Origin of the sequence: Paraburkholderia sprentiae WSM5005 (assembly GCF_001865575.2) — a bacterium.
Classification (GTDB): Bacteria; Pseudomonadota; Gammaproteobacteria; order Burkholderiales; family Burkholderiaceae; genus Paraburkholderia; species Paraburkholderia sprentiae.
In genome coordinates this window covers 3439161-3454987 of the sequence record NZ_CP017561.2, presented here as the reverse complement: position 1 = coordinate 3454987, position 15827 = coordinate 3439161, and the positions used below count along the sequence as shown (strand labels likewise).

General features: G+C 66.1%; 15 protein-coding genes. 2 read left to right on the top strand and 13 right to left on the bottom strand.

The window, feature by feature from the left end; all coding sequences use genetic code 11:
• The first annotated feature begins 4 nt into the window (after positions 1–4).
• Positions 5–1999, top strand: a complete 1995-nt coding sequence (gene flgK, locus BJG93_RS15855; protein ID WP_027199179.1) for a flagellar hook-associated protein FlgK — start codon at positions 5–7, stop codon at positions 1997–1999.
• 11 nt (positions 2000–2010) lie between these two features.
• On the top strand, positions 2011–3237 hold the full coding sequence (gene flgL / locus BJG93_RS15850; RefSeq protein WP_027199178.1) for a flagellar hook-associated protein FlgL: 1227 nt from the start codon (positions 2011–2013) through the stop codon (positions 3235–3237).
• A 77-nt stretch (positions 3238–3314) separates the two neighbouring features.
• Here flgL and fliR read toward each other — a convergent pair whose 3' ends face one another.
• The 13 genes from fliR to fliF form a co-directional block, all read right to left on the bottom strand.
• Entirely contained in the window at positions 3315–4097 is a 783-nt protein-coding gene (fliR, locus tag BJG93_RS15845; protein WP_027199177.1) for a flagellar biosynthetic protein FliR, read from the bottom strand.
• Positions 4098–4141: 44 nt separating this feature from the next.
• On the bottom strand, positions 4142–4411 hold the full coding sequence (gene fliQ / locus BJG93_RS15840; RefSeq protein WP_027199176.1) for a flagellar biosynthesis protein FliQ: 270 nt from the start codon (positions 4409–4411) through the stop codon (positions 4142–4144).
• 35 nt (positions 4412–4446) lie between these two features.
• The gene (gene fliP, locus BJG93_RS15835) at positions 4447–5256 is read right to left on the bottom strand and encodes a flagellar type III secretion system pore protein FliP (protein ID WP_027199175.1); all 810 of its coding nucleotides are present in this window, start codon (positions 5254–5256) and stop codon (positions 4447–4449) included.
• The gene (gene fliO, locus BJG93_RS15830) at positions 5256–5825 is read right to left on the bottom strand and encodes a flagellar biosynthetic protein FliO (RefSeq protein WP_027199174.1); all 570 of its coding nucleotides are present in this window, start codon (positions 5823–5825) and stop codon (positions 5256–5258) included. The genes fliP and fliO overlap by 1 nt, the downstream gene beginning before the upstream one ends.
• Positions 5822–6286 carry a flagellar motor switch protein FliN gene (gene fliN / locus BJG93_RS15825; protein WP_027199173.1) on the bottom strand — a complete coding sequence of 155 codons (465 nt, stop codon included), beginning with the start codon at positions 6284–6286 and terminating at the stop codon, positions 5822–5824. Before fliN ends, fliO begins: the two co-directional genes overlap by 4 nt.
• A complete protein-coding gene (fliM, locus tag BJG93_RS15820) occupies positions 6279–7277 on the bottom strand; it encodes a flagellar motor switch protein FliM (protein WP_027199172.1) in 999 nt (332 codons plus the stop codon). The genes fliN and fliM overlap by 8 nt, the downstream gene beginning before the upstream one ends.
• 58 nt (positions 7278–7335) lie before the next feature.
• Complete coding sequence (gene fliL / locus BJG93_RS15815) at positions 7336–7836, bottom strand: flagellar basal body-associated protein FliL (protein WP_027199171.1); 501 nt, start codon at positions 7834–7836, stop codon at positions 7336–7338.
• A 709-nt stretch (positions 7837–8545) separates the two neighbouring features.
• A complete protein-coding gene (locus BJG93_RS15810; protein WP_027199170.1) occupies positions 8546–10063 on the bottom strand; it encodes a flagellar hook-length control protein FliK in 1518 nt (505 codons plus the stop codon).
• A 61-nt stretch (positions 10064–10124) separates the two neighbouring features.
• Complete coding sequence (gene fliJ / locus BJG93_RS15805; RefSeq protein ID WP_027199169.1) at positions 10125–10574, bottom strand: flagellar export protein FliJ; 450 nt, start codon at positions 10572–10574, stop codon at positions 10125–10127.
• Positions 10575–10597: 23 nt separating this feature from the next.
• On the bottom strand, positions 10598–12241 hold the full coding sequence (fliI, locus tag BJG93_RS15800) for a flagellar protein export ATPase FliI (protein WP_027199168.1): 1644 nt from the start codon (positions 12239–12241) through the stop codon (positions 10598–10600).
• Positions 12235–12918, bottom strand: coding sequence for a flagellar assembly protein FliH (gene fliH, locus BJG93_RS15795; RefSeq protein ID WP_027199167.1), 684 nt, complete (start codon positions 12916–12918; stop codon positions 12235–12237). The genes fliI and fliH overlap by 7 nt, the downstream gene beginning before the upstream one ends.
• Complete coding sequence (fliG, locus tag BJG93_RS15790; protein WP_027199166.1) at positions 12911–13906, bottom strand: flagellar motor switch protein FliG; 996 nt, start codon at positions 13904–13906, stop codon at positions 12911–12913. The genes fliH and fliG overlap by 8 nt, the downstream gene beginning before the upstream one ends.
• On the bottom strand, positions 13896–15683 hold the full coding sequence (gene fliF, locus BJG93_RS15785) for a flagellar basal-body MS-ring/collar protein FliF (RefSeq protein ID WP_027199165.1): 1788 nt from the start codon (positions 15681–15683) through the stop codon (positions 13896–13898). Before fliF ends, fliG begins: the two co-directional genes overlap by 11 nt.
• Between the last annotated feature and the right edge of the window lie 144 nt (positions 15684–15827).

Genomic DNA, 15827 nt, shown 5'->3' with positions numbered 1-15827 from the left:
ACGCATGTCCAGCAATCTGTTGACTATCGGCCTTAGCGGACTCAACGCGGCCCAATGGGGTTTGACGACCACTGGTGAGAACATCAGCAACGCGTCGACACCCGGCTATACGGTGGAAACCCCGGTGTACTCGGAGACGAGCGGCAGCTACACCGGCTCCGGCTACCTGCCGATGGGCGTCTCCACCGACACCGTGCAGCGCTCGTACAGCCAGTACCTGACGACCGAGCTGAACAACGCGCAGTCGTCGAGCAGCGCGCTCACCGCGTACAACACGATGATCACCGAGCTCAATAACCTGGTCGGCAGTCCGACCTCGGGCATTGCGAGCGCGATCAGCGGCTATTTCACGGGCCTGCAGAACGTCGCCAACAGCGCATCGAGCGTGTCGACGCGGCAGACCGCGATCAGCGACGCGCAGACGCTCGCGAACCAGATCAACGCGGCGGGCCAGCAGTACGACCAGTTGCGCTCGAGCGTCAACACGCAGCTGAGCGACACGGCCACGCAGATCAACACCTATACCGCGCAGATCGCGTCGCTCAACACGCAGATCAAGCAGGCGAGCAGCCAGGGCCAGCCGCCGAACCAGTTGCTCGACGAGCGCGACCAGGCGGTGTCGAACCTGTCGCAGCTGGTCGGCGTGTCGGTCGTGCAGGACAACGGCAACTACAGCCTGTTCATGTCGAACGGACAGCCGCTCGTGCTGGCCGGCAACAGCTTCAACCTCGGCACGGCGACGTCGACGAGCGATCCGAGCGAGCTGTCGGTCCAGTATCTCGGCCAGGCTGGTGCGAAGCCCGCGCCGACCCCGCAGACACTATCGGACACGAGCGTATCCGGCGGCACGCTTGGCGGCCTGCTGCAATTCCGCTCGCAAACGCTCGATCCTGCCGAGGCGCAACTTGGCGCGATCGCGACCAGCTTCGCCGCGCAGGTCAACGCGCAGAACGAGCTCGGCCTCACGCTGAACGGCACCGCGGGCGGCGCGTTGTTCACCGTCGGCTCGCCGACCGTGTACGCGAACCCGCAGAACAGCGGCAATGCGACGCTCGGCGCGTCGTTCGCCAACGCGGCCCAGCCGACCACGAGCGATTACACGCTGTCGTACAACGGCAGCGCCTACACGCTGACCGACAACGAGACCGGCAGCATCGTCGGTTCGGCGGCGAACCTGAACAACCCGATCGGCGGCCTGCAGTTCTCGGTCGCGAGCGGCACGATGAAGGCGGGCGACTCGTTCTCGGTCGAGCCGACCCGGGGCGCGCTGGACGGCTTCGCGCTGACCACCACGTCGCCCTCGGCGATCGCGGCGGCGGCACCGGTGCTCGCGTCGGCCTCGACGTCGAACACCGGCAGCGCGACGATCACGCAGGGCACGGTATCGGCCGGCTACAGCGCGCCGACCAGTGCATCGACGATCACCTACACCGCGGGCACCGGCCTCACCGGCTTCCCGATCGGCTCGGTGGTGACGGTTGCCGGCTCACCGCCCGCGTCGTACACGATCAGCGCGGCAACGACCCCGGTGCCGTATTCGGCGAGCGCGGGCGCGACGCTGACGATCACCAACCCGACCAACGCGACGAGCGCGGGCGTGATGAACAATGTAACGGTCACGATCAGCGGCACGCCCGCCAACGGCGACTCGTTCACGATCGGACCGAACACCGGCGCGACCAACGACGGCCGCAACGCGCAACTGCTGTCGAATCTGACTTCGGCGCAGGTGCTCAACGGCGGCACCGCGACGCTGACGGGCGCATACGCGAACTACGTCAACACGATCGGCAACCAGACCACGCAGATCCAGACGTCGGCGACCGCGCAAAGCACGCTCGTCACGCAGATCACATCGGCGCAACAGTCGGTGTCGGGCGTCAATATCAATGAGGAAGCGGCGAACCTGCTTCAGTACCAGCAGCTCTATCAGGCCAACAGCAAGGTCATCCAGACCGCGCAGACGCTGTTCCAGACTTTGCTTGGCATCTTCTCGTAAGGCGTTGAACCATGCGAATTTCGACCCAGCAGTACTTCAGCATGAACGTCTCGACGATGAGCAATCAGCAGGCTCAGTTGTCGCAGATCTATCAGGAAATCTCGAGCGGCCAAAGCCTCACCACGGCCGCCGACAATCCGCTCGGCGCCGCGCAAGCAGTGCAGCTCAGTTCGACCGCGGCCGCGCTGTCGCAGTACACGACGAATCAGAACACCGCGCTGTCGTCGCTGCAGGCCGAGGACTCGACGCTCACCAGCGTCGTCACGACGCTGCAAAGCGTGAACACGCTGGGTCTGAGCGTCGGCAGCGGCGTGCTGAACGACACCAACCGCTCGGCGATCGCCGCGCAGCTGACGGCCCTGCGCGACCAGCTGCTGACCTATGCGAACGCGACCGACGGCTCCGGCAACGCGCTGTTCGCCGGCTTCCAGAACTCGACCAAGGCCTTCACGACCGATGCGGCCGGCACCGTGGTCTATACGGGCGACACCGGCACGCGCACTGTCCAGGTCACCGATAGCAATGCGGTCGCGACCGGCGACAACGGGTTGTCGGTGTTCATGAGCGTCGGCGCGACGAATGCGCAGCCGATCGCCTCGGGCAGTTCGGCCAACACCGGCACCGGCGTGATCAGCGCGGTGACGGTCACCGATCCGACCAACGCGGCGAACGCGGACTCGTACAAGATCCAGTTCAGCGGCAGCGGCAGTTCATTGACCTACACGGTCACCGACACGACGACCAACACCATGGGTACGGCGCAGCCCTACACGTCGGGTTCCAACATCACGATCGCCGGGCAGACCGTCGACATCACCGGCACGCCGGCCGCCACCGACACCTTCACCGTGCAGCCGGCCAACCAGGCAGGCACTAACGTGTTCACGAACCTGAACGCGATGATCGCCGCGCTTCAGCAGCCGGTGAGCGGCAACGACGCGGCCTCGGCGACGCTGCAGAACGCGATGAACACGGGTCTGTCGCAGCTTGCCAACACGTTGAACAACGTCATCGCGGTGCAGGCGTCGGTGGGCGGCCGCGAGCAGGAAGTCCAGGCGTTGCAGACGGTCACTCAGACCAACACCACGCAAACGGCAAGCGATCTCGCGGACCTCACCTCGACCGACATGGTCAAGACGATCAGCAAGTACACGATGCAGCAAGCGGCCTTGCAGGCGTCGCAGCAAGCGTTCGTGAAGATCCAGAGCATGTCGCTGTTCCAGTACATCGGCAACTGATGCCGCTTCGGCGCAGCAGTAAAAGAACCGGCGCGAGCCGGTTTTTTTTCGTCCACGGTCGGGGATTTCCGCAGTCGTTACGTCAGCGCGGCCGCGACCCGTCCCATTTGATCGATGCCGCTATCGAACAGCCGCACGAAGAACGGGATCATGTTCGGCAGCATCAGCTGCACGAGCAGCAGACCGACCAGCATGGTCAGCGGGAAGCCGATCTGGAACACGCCGATCTGCGGCGCCGCGCGATTGAGAATGCCGAGCGCCATGTTGGCGATCAGCAGCGCAACGACGACCGGCAACGCTAGCAACAGCCCCGCGGAAAATATCGAGCCGCCCCAGTTCGCGAGCGTCTGCCAGCCGTGCGGCGCAAGCAGGTTCGCCGACACCGGCACCGACTGGAAGGTCGTCACCAGCGCGGCGATCATCTGCAGATGACCGTCGACGGCGAGAAACACCAGCGTCGCGATCGTCGTCATGTAGCGCGAGATCACCACGCCCGAGCCGGTCGCCTGTTGGTCGAAGAAGGTCGCGAAGCCGAGGCCCATGCCGAGGCCGATGAAGTAGCCGGTCGCATCGACCGCCTGGAACACGACCTGCATCGTCACGCCGAGCGCGATGCCGATCAGGAACTGATTGACCAGAATCCACACGCCGGCTGCGGAAAAGACGGTGACGTGCGGCAGCGCGCCGATCGTCGGTGCGACGATGATGGTCGTGAATGCGGCAAGGCCGATCTTCACGCGCGAGGGCAGCGACATGTTGCCGAACACCGGCGCGGTCGCGATCAGCGCGGCGATGCGCGCGAACGGCCACAGGAACGCGGTCAGCCAGACGTTCAGTTGAGAGTAGGTGACCGTAAACATGGGCGAGGAGGGCGGGCGCCAGCGCGTCGACGTGCCAGCGGCGCTCAGTTGACGAGCGTCGGAATGCTGGTGATCGTGTGGCGCAGATAGTCGAGCATCGTGGTCAGCATCCACGGCCCGGCGATCACCAGCGTGAGCGCGATCGCAAGCAGCTTCGGGATGAACGACAGCGTGGCTTCGTTGATCTGCGTGGCGGCCTGGAACAGGCTCACGAGCAGACCGACGACGAGCGCGACCAGCAGCAGCGGAGAGGCCAGCACCAGGCCGACGTACATGGCCTGGTGGGCCAGGGTCATGACTGCTTCGGGTGTCATCGTAAGTGCCTGAAGAACGAGGAGTCGGAAAACGATCAGACGAAGCTCTGCGCGAGCGAGCCGAGCAGTAACTGCCAGCCGTCGACGAGCACGAACAGCATCAGCTTGAACGGCAGGGAAATCGTCGCGGGCGACACCATCATCATCCCCATCGACATCAGCACGCTCGCGACCACCATGTCGATGATCAGGAACGGAATGAAAATCGTAAAGCCGATCGTGAAGCCGGTCTTCAGCTCGCTCGTCACGAACGACGGCACCAGCAGCGACAGCGGCACGTCTTCGGGCCCCTGCATCGGCGCCGCATGCGAGATGCGCGCGAACAGCGCAAGGTCGCTTTCGCGGGTCTGACGCAGCATGAAGGTCTTGAACGGCGCGACCCCGCGCGACACCGCCTGGTCCATCGGAAGGGTGCCTTCGGAGAACGGCTTGTAGCCTTCGTTATAGGCCTTGTCGAGCACCGGCGACATCACGAACAGCGTGAGAAACAGCGCGAGACCCACGAGCACCTGGTTCGGCGGCGTCGTGGTCGTGCCGAGCGCCTGGCGCAGCAGCGACAACACGATCACGATGCGCGTGAAGCTCGTCATCATCAGCACCATCGCGGGCAGGAACGACAGCATCGTGAGCAGCAGCATCGTCTGCACGCTCAGCGAGTAGGTCGTGCCGCCGTTCGGGCCGGGGCTCGTGGTGAAGGCCGGCAGGCCGGCGGTTTGCGCGAACGATAGCGCCGGCAGCGCGAACAGCAGCGCCGGCAGCGCGACTTGAAGCACTGCGGGAAGTGCCCGCGCTACACCGCGCGGTAGTGCGAAGAACCAACCTGACCGCCTGAAACTGACCTGCATTACCGATCCCCGCCGCCGTGCGCGTTGAAACGTTTGCCCACTTCGCCTTTCAGGGCGTCGCGAAAGCGTTGACCAAAGGTGCCGGAAAGCGGTGCGGGCGAAGTGGCAACCGTCTCGGCCGCGGCGGAACCCGCCGGCATCGTATGCAGCAGCCGCACGTTGCCGGGCGCCGCGCCGAGCACGAGCCACGTATCGCCGATCTCGACGACCGCGACGCGCTCCTTGCCGCCGAGCGAAGCGCCGCCGACCGTCTTCACGAGGCCGCCGCGCTGGCCCGGCTGCAGGCCGAAGCGTCGCGCGAGCCACGCGCAGCCGAACACGAGGCCGATCACGACCGCGAGCCCGACGAAGGTTTGCAGCACCGCGCCGACGCCGAGCGCCGGCACCGCGCTACCCGCACCGACCCCCGAGGCGATCTTCGCGGCGTTGTTGACCGCGTTCATGTCGGCGGCGTGCGCGACGGTGGACGCGCCGAACACCGTGGCGCTCGCCGCGAGCGCCTTGAACACGTTCTGCAATAGAACATCGCGCGACGCAAACAGGACGCCGCGACCGGCCAAACGTTTCATCGATTGAGTTTCCGGATGCGTTCGGACGGCGTGATGATGTCGGTCAGCCGGATGCCGAACTTGTCGTTGACGACCACCACTTCGCCCTGCGCGATGAGGCAGCCGTTGACCAGCACGTCCATCGGCTCGCCGGCGAGACCGTCGAGTTCGACGACCGATCCCTGCGCGAGCTGCAGCAGATTGCGGATCGCGATCTTGGTGCGGCCGAGCTCGACCGTCATCTGGACCGGAATGTCCAGGATCATGTCGATATCGTTGTGCGTGGAGGTCGGCGCGACTTTCGACAGCGGCTGGAACACACCGCCCGCGGCCGGGTTGATTTCGTCGTTGCCGTTCTGCTCGGCGAGCGCGCTGGCCCAGTCGGCCATCGCCGCGTCTTCGTCCGCGGCGGACACCGCGCCGGCGGCGAGTTGCTCGGCTGCCGCGAGATCGCTCTCGGGCTGTGTGTTCAGGTCACTCATATCCACCATCCTTCATCGTGTCGGCTGCGCTGATCATCTTCTGGACCCGCAACGCGTACTGACCATTGAAAATTCCGTAGCCGCATTCCATCACCGGCACGCCGTCGACTTTCGCGGTGATGTGCTCGGGGATGTTGATCGGTAAAACGTCGCCTTTGCGCATGTTCAGGATCTGTTCGAACGTGACCGGCACCTGCGCGAGGTCGGCCGTCAATTTCACTTCGGCAGCCTGCACCTGCTGCGACAGCACGCGCACCCAGCGGCGGTCGACGTCGATCGCCTCGCCCTGGATCGGGGAGGACAGCCCGTCGCGGATCGGCTCGATCATCGAGTACGGCATGCAGATGTGCAGCGTGCCGCCCGTCGAGCCGAACTCGATCGAGAACTGCGTGACGATGACGATCTCGTTCGGTGTCGCGACGTTGGCGAACTGCGTGTGCATTTCGGAGCGCACGTATTCGAACTGCAGCGGACGCACGCTCTTCCACGACGCCGCGTAATGCTCGAACGTCAGGTTGAGCAGCTTGGTGATGATGCGCTGCTCGGTCTGCGTGAAATCGCGTCCTTCGACGCGCGTGTGGAAGCGGCCGTCGCCGCCGAACAGATTGTCGACCACGAAAAACACGAGGTTCGGATCGAACACGAACAGCGACGTGCCGCGCAGTGGCTTCACGTGGACCAGGTTCAGGTTGGTCGGGATCGGCAGATTGCGCGTGAATTCGCTGTACTTCTGGACCTTCACCGGGCCGACGGAGATTTCCGCCGAGCGCCGCATGAAGTTGAAAATGCCGACGCGCAACAGGCGCGCGAAGCGGTCGTTGATGATTTCCAGGCCGGGCATCCGGCCACGGACGATGCGCTCCTGCGTCGCGATGTTGTACGGGCGTACGCCCGTGCGGTCGCTTTGCTCGGATTCCGTGTCGGATTCGCCGGTGACGCCCTTCAGAAGGGCATCGACCTCCTCCTGGGACATGAACTCTTCGTGGCCCATTGCTTATTCCTCGTGAGTCCCTTGGCGATTGATGATGGCAGCGCTAGACAACGTCACGTCACTGCACGACGAACTCGGTGAACAGCACGTCCTGCACGCGGATCGGTGCGGCGCTCTTGTCGGTCGGCTCGGTGATCAGCTTCTTCAGCTCTTCGGCGAGCGCGCGTTTGCCTTCGAGCGGCGCGAGCTCTTCGGGGTGTTTGTTCGACAGCGCGAGCAGGATGCGGCTGCGCACTTCCGGCATGTGATCGGTGAGTGCCTGCTGGGTGGCGGCGTCGCCGAGTTTGAGCGTGAGGCCGATGCGCAGGAAGTGCGGCTGGCCGTCGTCCGATTGCAGGTTGACGGTCATCGATTCGAGCGGGAAGAAGAGCGGCACGGCGGACGGCGCCGGCGCGGCTTCGGCGGATGCGGCGACGGGTGCGCGCTTGGACATGAAGAACCACACGCCCGCACCGGCAGCGCCCGCGGCGATCAGCGCAATGAGGACGATCAGGATGATGCGCTTCAGGGGGCCCGGCGAGGCGGGCGCGGCTTGTTGCGGGGCGGTCGTGGTTGCCATGTGGGTTGCGGGCTTTTTGCCAGCCTAGTAAGGGTTAGGGTGATTGTTGTTGATTTGCCTGCGGCGCTATGGGTCGAAAAGAAGGGCTATTTCTGGTTATCTCAGGTTTTTGGGTGTTTTTTTTGTCTTTGTTCTGGTCTGGTTGGGCTTTCCTTGTTCTGGCTTGGGTGCCTTTCCTTGATTGCTTGTCGGTCTATTGGCGTTGCCCCTGTGCGGGGCGGCACCTACTTTCTTTGCTGCTGCAAAGAAAGTAGGCAAAGAAGACAGCTTTACACCGCCAGCTCTTAAGCGGGTCCCCTGGCTTGGAGGAGGTAGTGGTGCATCTGGAATCCGTGCCCCCGCACATTCGACGGCAGTGACAAAGCCGTCATGCTTCCCACTCCGCACTGCGTGCGTCGTGGACGGGTCTGCCAGGGAAACCGACCGATGGTTTGGGAACGGGGTTTCGGCGCGCGCAGCGCCGCCGGAAGAATGACTGCCTTGTCACTACGGCCGAATGTGCGGGAGCACGGATTCCAGATGCACCACTGCCGGAGGCGGACCGAGGGACCCGCTTAAGAATTTGCGGTGTGAGCTGTCTTCTTTGCCTACTTTCTTTGCAGCAGCAAAGAAAGTAGGTGCCGCCCCGCACAGGGGCAACGCCAATAGACCGACAAGCAATCAAGGAAAGGCCAACAAAGCCAGAACAACGAAAAAAGCAGGCGCCTCTTCAGGCAAACGTATCGACCAACCCAACCTGCTGCCGCACGGCAACACTAGAAACGGCCTCACCGGAGTCCACCGAACCATCACCGCCGAGCGAGCCGCCACCGCGGCCGGCGCCCCTGCCCGATCCACCCGCGCCAGCGCTCTGCTGCTGCTGCCCGCTCTGCCGGGCAAACCCATCACTCACACTCGCACTCCCCAGCCCAATCCCGTTGGACTCCATAGCCTCACGAAGCTTCGGCAACGCCGCCTCGACCGCTTCCCGCACCGACTGATGCTGCGAAACAAACAGCGCATGCGCATGGCTATCCGCAACTTGCAACACCACCTGCAATGGCCCGAGATCCTTCGGATTGAGGGTCAGCTCGGCACTCTGCGAATGCGCATTCGACAAGAACACCACCTTCTGGCTCAACGCGTCTTCCCAGTCGGTCGTGCCGACCTGCGGCGTCAGCGCGTTCGCGGCGGCTGCCGCGCTCGCGTTGCCGGTGCTCTGCGCCGCCGCCGTCGTGCTGGCGGCGTTGGCCGCCGCTTGGGTCGCGGCCAGCGCGGCGTTCGCCGCATCGGACGCGCTGCGCGCCGACGCGAGGTTGTCCGCCTGGCCGGCCGTCGCGGCCGCGGCGCTCGCCGCATCGGCGGCCGACTTCGCTGCCGATGGATCGGCCAGCGCAGTTGCGGCGGCCGTCGCCGTCGTCACCGTGGTGTGGCTCGTCGAGGCGCTCTTGCCGTCGACGGACAGGCCGTTCGCGAGTGTCTTGTCACTGGTCGTGCCGTTCAGACCGCTCTTCGTGCTGCCCAGACCGCCCGCCGCGCTCGATACGCTCGCCGCCTTCGCGGCCGCGCCGCTTGCGAGCGCCTGCGCGGGCACCGTACCCTGGCCGCTCGATAGCGCGGACAGCGCACTCTGCAACGCATCCTGCAGCGACTTCGGATCGACCGCGCCTTTCCTGCTTGCGACGGTGCCGGTGAGCGCGTTCGCGGCCCTGCCGGCCAGCGCGCTCACCGCATCGGCGACGGAGCTGGCGGCATCGGTCGTGGCGGTCGCGCTCGCGTCGGCGTTATTGTTGGCGGTGGCCTGTGCCTGCGCTTGCGCCTGAGCCTGGGCGGCAGCCGCCGCGGCGGCGAGCGCGCCGGCGTCGGTCTGCGCCTTGGTGTCCTTCTGCTTCGCTTGCGTTGCGCTCGACTGGCTGTTGGATGGCTGTTGCGTCTGTGTCGTCGATGTCGTGGACGACGCGCCGTTGCTCGCCGCGGCGCTGCCGTTCTGGCTACTGCTCGCGCTCTGCTGCGCGGAAGCGGGCGCGGGCGGCGGCGCACTGGGCGCGCCCGGCGCCGTCGATTGCGATGCCGTCGCGGAACTGCTCTGCCGTTGATTCGCGCTGTTCTGCTGGTCGATGCTTTGCTGCAAGGTCTGCGCGAACGCGCTCGCGTTGACCGCGGCGCTCGCGGCCGCGCTGCCCGACGCATTGCCGCTCGTGTCGAGCAGCGCGTTCAGTTGTGAGCCGATCTGTGAAAGGAGCGACATAAGGAATCCTGTGAATCCGTCAAACGGGTGTGCCGTCAGGCGTTAGCCGCGAGGCAACGCCTCACGCGCCGTCGGCGCGCATGCGCAGAATTCGCGCCGCGTGTTCGTCGGCGTCGCGCTGCTCGCGCCGCGCGGCAACCTGCGCCTCGGCCGCCTCGCCGCGCGCCTGCAGCACTTCGTACGAGCCGAGTTTCTGCTTGTGGCGCTGCCAGTCGGGCTTCGCCGCCTCGACGCGCGCGCTCGCCGCCGCAAACAGGTTGCGCTGCTGCTCGATCGCGGCGTCGAGCGTGTCGATGAACGCCTGGAAGTTGCGCATGTTGCCGGCCGGCATGCCCGACTGCGCGCTCTCGGTGAAACGCGCGTAGTACTCGTCGCGGTACTGCACGAGCGAATCGAGTTGCGCCTGCACATCGTTGCGCTCGCGCTGCGCGCGGCCGAGCCGCTGCGCGGCGGCGTCCACGTCGTCCTGCGCGAGACCGATCAGCGTCTTGATCGGAAAGTGTTTCGACATCGTCAGCCTCCTCGGCCCTGACCCTAGGCAAACAGCGTGTTCAGCATGTCGATGCTCGGCTGGAAGTTCGCGCACTCGCGAAAGCCTTGCTGCAGGAACGCTTCCATCCGCGGATACAGCGCGATCGCCCGATCGAGCACCGCGTCGCGCCCACTCGAATACGCACCGACGTTGATCAGATCGCGGTTGCGCTGATAGCGCGACAGCATCTGCCTGAACATACGCGTTTTATTCAGGTGGTTTTCGTCGATTAGCGCGGTCATTGCCCGGCTAATCGACGCTTCGATATCGATCGCCGGGTAGTGGCCGGCCTCGGCGAGCGAGCGCGACAGCACGATGTGGCCGTCGAGAATCGCGCGCGCCGAGTCGGCGATCGGGTCCTGCTGATCGTCGCCTTCGGTGAGCACGGTGTAGAACGCGGTAATCGAGCCGCCGCCCGCCGGCCCGTTGCCGGTGCGCTCGACCAGCGCCGGCAGCTTCGCGAACACCGACGGCGGATAGCCCTTGGTTGCGGGCGGCTCGCCCACGGCCAGCGCGATTTCGCGCTGCGCCATCGCGTAGCGGGTCAGCGAGTCCATCAGAAGCAGCACGTGCTTGCCCTGGTCGCGGAAGTATTCGGCGAGCGACGTCGAGTACGCGGCGGCCTGCATCCGCAGGAGCGGCGAGACGTCGGCCGGCGCGGCGATCACGACGGAGCGCGCCAATCCTTCTTCGCCGAGAATCTGTTCGATGAACTCCTTCACTTCGCGGCCGCGTTCGCCGATCAGGCCGATCACGATCACCTCGGCGCTGGTGTAGCGCGCCATCGTGCCGAGCAGCACCGATTTACCGACGCCCGAACCCGCGAACAGCCCCATGCGTTGACCACGGCCGACGGTCAGCAGCGCGTTGATCGCGCGCACGCCGACGTCGAGCACCTTGTGAATCGGCTCGCGATTGAGCGGATTGATGACCGGCGCGGACAGCGGCGCGTCCGTTTGCGTGCCGAGCGGGCCGAGTCCGTCGAGCGGACGGCCCGATGCGTCGAGCACGCGGCCGAGCAGTTCCCAGCCGACCGGCAGGCGCTTCGCGCCCGCAAGCGGGTCCGCGATCGGCGCGCTTTCGAGCGGATAGACGCGGGCGCCGGGCAACAGGCCGATCGCTTCGGTGGTCGGCATAAGGAACAGCTTGTCGCCGGAGAAGCCGACCACTTCGGCTTCGGCCATCGGCAGCGAACTGCCGGGCGGCAGTTCGATCATCACTTCCGCGCCGACCGACAGACGCAGGCCGACCGCTTCGAGCACCAGCCCGGCCGCACGTGTCAGGCGCCCGCAGGCGCGCAGCGGCTTCGCGATCGCGTTGCGTGCGCGCAGCCCCTCGAGCCGGCCGCGCCAAGCCTGCATGTAGGGATTGATGTCGAGCGCGGGATCATAGGACGGCGCGCCCGCAGCATGAGCGGAGCCGGCGGCGCGCGCAGCCGGGTCCAGCGCGGCGGACTCGCGGCTCGCCGCCGCGCCTGGCGTGGGATGCTCATCCGTCGACGCTTGCGGTGTGGAATCCGCGGGCTCGGCGGTACTGGCCGACTCGACGTCGGCCAGCGCCTCCGGGCCGAACGACGCCAACGCGAGCTCGCGCTCGAGCGGCGTCAGATCGCTCGCGCGGATCTCGTCGACAGTCGGCTTCACCACGTACTCACTTTGCCGAGCGCGGCGGCGACGCGCTGCCAGCGCGTGTCGATGCCCGCGTCGACTTCGCCGGTGCCGGCCTGCGCGCGGCAACCGCCACGCTCCACCGACGCATCGGTGCGCACGGTCCAGCCGCGCGTTTGCAGTTCTTCGAGCAGGTACGCCTCGACGACCGGCAGGTCGGCGGGACTCACGATCAGCGCCGGGGCGCCGGCGAGCGCGGGCTCGGCCGCGAGCACCTCGCGCGCGGCCGCGATCAGCGCGGTCGGGTCGTGCTGCACGTGCTGGCGCACGACCTGCTGCGCGATGTCGAGCGCGAGTGCAATCAGTGTTTCGGAGATCGCGTGCTGCGCGCCATCGAGTGCGGTCTTGAAGGTTTCGGCGAGCGCGGCGAGCCGCATCGCTTCCTCGCGCGCCTCGGTCTGGCCCTGCGCGAAACCCTGTGCGTGCCCCTGGTCGTAGCCCGCCTGATAGCCGAGCGCCTGGCCGGCCACATGACCGGACGCGACGCCCTGCACGTGCGCGGCCTCGCGGCGCCGCTCGAGTTCGGCTTCGAACGCGCGCTCGTCGAATTCGGGTTCGGCCTGCGGCGGTGCCGGTGGGACCGGGTCGAACGACGCCATCTCCCAGCGCTGGTAGGCCGAGAGGCTTTCCTTTGCCGGGGCTTGCGGATCAGACATAGGCGTCTTCCGCCTTGCCGCCTAGCACGATCTGTCCGCTCTCGGCCAGGTTGCGCACGATCTGCAGGATGCGGCGCTGCTGCGTCTCGACTTCGGACACGCGCACCGGACCGCGTGCGTCGAGATCTTCGGCGAGCAACTCGGCCGCGCGTTGCGACATGTTCGACAGGAACTTCTGGCGCAGCGCGGGCGGGGCACCCTTCAGCGAGATGATCAGCGCCTCGGATTCGACTTCCTTCAGCAGCAGCTGGATCGCGCGGTCTTCGAGGTCGAGCAGGTTCTCGAACACGAACATCTGGTCGACGATTTTCTGCGCGAGCTCCGCGTCGTACTGGCGCACGTTTTCGAGCACGCCTTCCTCGTGGTTGCTCGACATGAAGTTGAGAATCTCGGCCGCCGTACGGATGCCGCCCATCGGGCTGCGCTTCAGGTTGTCGCTGCCGGAGAGCAGGCCGGTCAGCACGTCGTCGAGCTCGCGCAGCGCGGCCGGCTGGATGCCGTCCAGCGTCGCGATGCGCAGCAGCACGTCGTTGCGCAGGCGATCCGTGAAGCAGGCGACGATCTCCGAAGCCTGATCGCGGTCCAGATGCACGAGGATCGTCGCGATGATCTGCGGATGCTCGTTCTTGATGAGTTCCGCGACCGCCGCCGAGTCCATCCACTTCAGGCCTTCGATGCCGCTCGTGTCGCTGCCCTGCAGAATCCGGTCGATGATCACGCCGGCCTTGTCGTCGCCGAGCGCCTTGGTCAGCACCGAGCGGATGTAGTCGTTCGAATCGAGCGACATGCCGGTGTGCTGCTCGGCCTCGCGCACGAATTCCTGCAGCACTTCGTCGACCTGTTCGCGCGTCACGCTCTTCAGCGCGGCCATCGCGACGCCGATTTTCTGGACCTCACGGGGGCCCAGAAACTTGAACACCTGCGCCGCCTCTTCCTCGCCGATCGACATCAGCAGCAGCGCGCTCTTCACTACGCCTTCAGCGCTCATCGGACACCCAGTTCTTGACGACGGTTGCTACGATCTTCGGATCCTGACGCGCGATGCTGCGCGCGAACTCCAGGTTCCGCTCGTATTTGTGCTTCGCGTTTTCGAGCGCGAGCTTCTCGCTGTCCGCTTCGATTTCGACGACCGCGCCATCGCGCTCCTCGGCGGGGATGCCGTCGAGCAGCACCGGTTCGTCGGGCGACATCAGCGCGGCAACCGGCTCGGGCGGCGGCGGGAACGCGCGGCGCAACGCCGGCTTCACCATCACGAAGTACAGGAACAGGGCGACCGCGCCGATGCCGAGGTACGTCGCGATCTGCTTGTAGAGCGCGAGCATGTCCGGCGTGCGCCACCACGGCAGATCGGCGTTCGGGTCGAGCTCGGTGGTGAACGCGCTGTTGACCACGTTGACCGAGTCGCCGCGCGACGCGTCGAAGCCCATCGCGTCCTTCACGAGCTGCGTGATCTGCGCGAGCTTGTCGGCGCTGACCGGCTGCATCGTCACATGACCCTTCGGGTCGACGACCCGCAGATAATTGACGACCACCGCGACCGACAGCCGGCGGATGCCGCCCATCGGCTGGTCCACGTGGCGCACCGTCTTGTCGAGCTCATAGTTGGTGGTCGAATCCTTGCGGTCGCTGACCGGCGTCGTGGTGACCGAGCTCGCGCCGTTGCCGGCCACGATCGGCGCGGAGGCCGGTTGCGGCGGCTGGTTCGACAGCGCGCCCGGCACCCCCGAGGCGCCGCCCTGCGACATTTCGGTGGCGCTGCTCGACTGCTGGCTGCGGATTGCGGCCTGCTGCGGATTGCCATTCGGACCGTAGTTCTCGGAGGTCTGCTCGCTGTGCGAGAAGTCGATGTCGGCGCTGACCTGCGAGCGCGCGTTGCCGGCGCCGAACAGCGGCGCGAGGATCGCGTCGATGCGCTGCTGCGTGTTGCGCTCGATCTGCTGGCGGAACTTCAGCTGGGTGGCATCGAGGCCGCTGCCGTTGGTCGGCTGCGTGAGCAGGTTGCCGTCCTGGTCGAGTATCGTCACGCCGCGCACCGGCATTTGCGGCACCGCCGACGCCACCATGTGCGTAATCGCGACGACCTGGCCTTCGTCGAGCATGCGGCCCGGGTACAGGTTCACGAGCACCGCCGCGGACGGCGCTTCCTTCTCGCGCACGAACACGCTCGGCTTCGGAATCGCGAGGTGCACGCGCGCGGATTTGACGCTCGAGATCGATTCGATCGTGCGTTCGAGTTCGCCCTCGAGCGCGCGCTGATAGTTGATCTGCTCGTCGAACTGGCTGATGCCGAATTTCTGGTTGTCCATCAGCTCGAAGCCGACCGAGCCGCTCTTCGGCAGCCCCTGCGACGCGAGGCGCAGGCGCATCTCGTGGACCTGCTCGGCCGGCACGAGAATCGCGCCGCCGCTTTCTGACAGCTTGTACGGGATATTGGCCTGCTGCAAAGCGGCGATGATCGAGCCGCCGTCACGGTCGGACAGATTGCTGTAGAGCACCTTGTAGTCGGGCGCGCGCGACCACAGGAACAGGCCGGCGATGACCGCGATCAGCAACGCCACCGCGAACACGAGCGGCGCGCGCGGGTTGCCGCGCATCTGCGCGAGTCCTGACAGACGCTGGCCAAAGTTGCCGCCGATACCTCCGAGGCCGCCGAGGTCGGCCGCACCGCCGGCCTGACCGCTGGCGGCCTGACCGGCGGCGGGCTGCGCGCCGGCGAGCCCCATGCGGGCGTCGGGGTTGATCAAGGAATTGGCTGACGAATCCATGCGTCGGGTTTCTCCGGGGGATGCCTTGGCGTTCTGCCGGGATGCCGCGCCGTGGCTGGGCGGACGGACAGAGACTTTCACCATTGAAATTATCCGCAGCGCCGCTCAAGCCGATTGCTTGAATAGAGCCGGGTTTTCCCCCTA

Coding starts and splice junctions, on each gene's coding strand:
- fliG (WP_027199166.1), bottom strand. CDS start 13,906: ATGAGCGCTGAAGGCGTAGTGAAGAGCGCGCTGCTGCTGATGTCGATC.
- fliM (WP_027199172.1), bottom strand. CDS start 7,277: ATGGGCCACGAAGAGTTCATGTCCCAGGAGGAGGTCGATGCCCTTCTG.
- BJG93_RS15810 (WP_027199170.1), bottom strand. CDS start 10,063: ATGTCGCTCCTTTCACAGATCGGCTCACAACTGAACGCGCTGCTCGAC.
- fliL (WP_027199171.1), bottom strand. CDS start 7,836: ATGGCAACCACGACCGCCCCGCAACAAGCCGCGCCCGCCTCGCCGGGC.
- fliN (WP_027199173.1), bottom strand. CDS start 6,286: ATGAGTGACCTGAACACACAGCCCGAGAGCGATCTCGCGGCAGCCGAG.
- fliQ (WP_027199176.1), bottom strand. CDS start 4,411: ATGACACCCGAAGCAGTCATGACCCTGGCCCACCAGGCCATGTACGTC.
- fliP (WP_027199175.1), bottom strand. CDS start 5,256: ATGCAGGTCAGTTTCAGGCGGTCAGGTTGGTTCTTCGCACTACCGCGC.
- flgL (WP_027199178.1), top strand. CDS start 2,011: ATGCGAATTTCGACCCAGCAGTACTTCAGCATGAACGTCTCGACGATG.
- fliR (WP_027199177.1), bottom strand. CDS start 4,097: ATGTTTACGGTCACCTACTCTCAACTGAACGTCTGGCTGACCGCGTTC.
- fliJ (WP_027199169.1), bottom strand. CDS start 10,574: ATGTCGAAACACTTTCCGATCAAGACGCTGATCGGTCTCGCGCAGGAC.
- flgK (WP_027199179.1), top strand. CDS start 5: ATGTCCAGCAATCTGTTGACTATCGGCCTTAGCGGACTCAACGCGGCC.
- fliH (WP_027199167.1), bottom strand. CDS start 12,918: ATGTCTGATCCGCAAGCCCCGGCAAAGGAAAGCCTCTCGGCCTACCAG.
- fliF (WP_027199165.1), bottom strand. CDS start 15,683: ATGGATTCGTCAGCCAATTCCTTGATCAACCCCGACGCCCGCATGGGG.
- fliO (WP_027199174.1), bottom strand. CDS start 5,825: ATGAAACGTTTGGCCGGTCGCGGCGTCCTGTTTGCGTCGCGCGATGTT.